1 protein-coding gene is annotated in these 350 nt (G+C 65.7%); it reads left to right on the top strand.

Features of this window, described 5'->3' with window-relative positions:
* Positions 1–350: ATP-binding protein (locus AC0L2O_RS36500; RefSeq protein ID WP_473373164.1), on the top strand; the 350-nt coding region annotated here is incomplete at both ends.

Here is a 350-nt window from a genome sequence, read left to right as displayed (position 1 = left end):
CCGCTGTTCGCTAAGCTTGTCGAGGGCCGCTGGATCGACGACCACGTCAATCTCCTGATCTGCGGCCCGGCCGGCGTCGGCAAGAGTTGGCTCGCCTCGGCGCTCGGCCACAAAGCCTGTCGCGACAATCGCTCCGTGCTCTATCAGCGCGTCCCGCGCCTGTTCGATGATCTGGCGCTCGCTCGCGGCGACGGCCGCCATCCACGCCTGTTGCGCGGCCTTGGCCGTGTCGATCTGCTGATCCTCGATGATTGGGGACTCGAGCCGCTCGATGCCGGTGCCCGTCACGACCTCCTGGAAATCCTCGAAGATCGCTACGGTCATCGCTCCACCATCGTCACCAGCCAGCT

The organism is Bradyrhizobium sp. Kon10, assembly GCF_055807395.1.
This window is presented reverse-complemented; position numbering and strand designations above follow the sequence as displayed.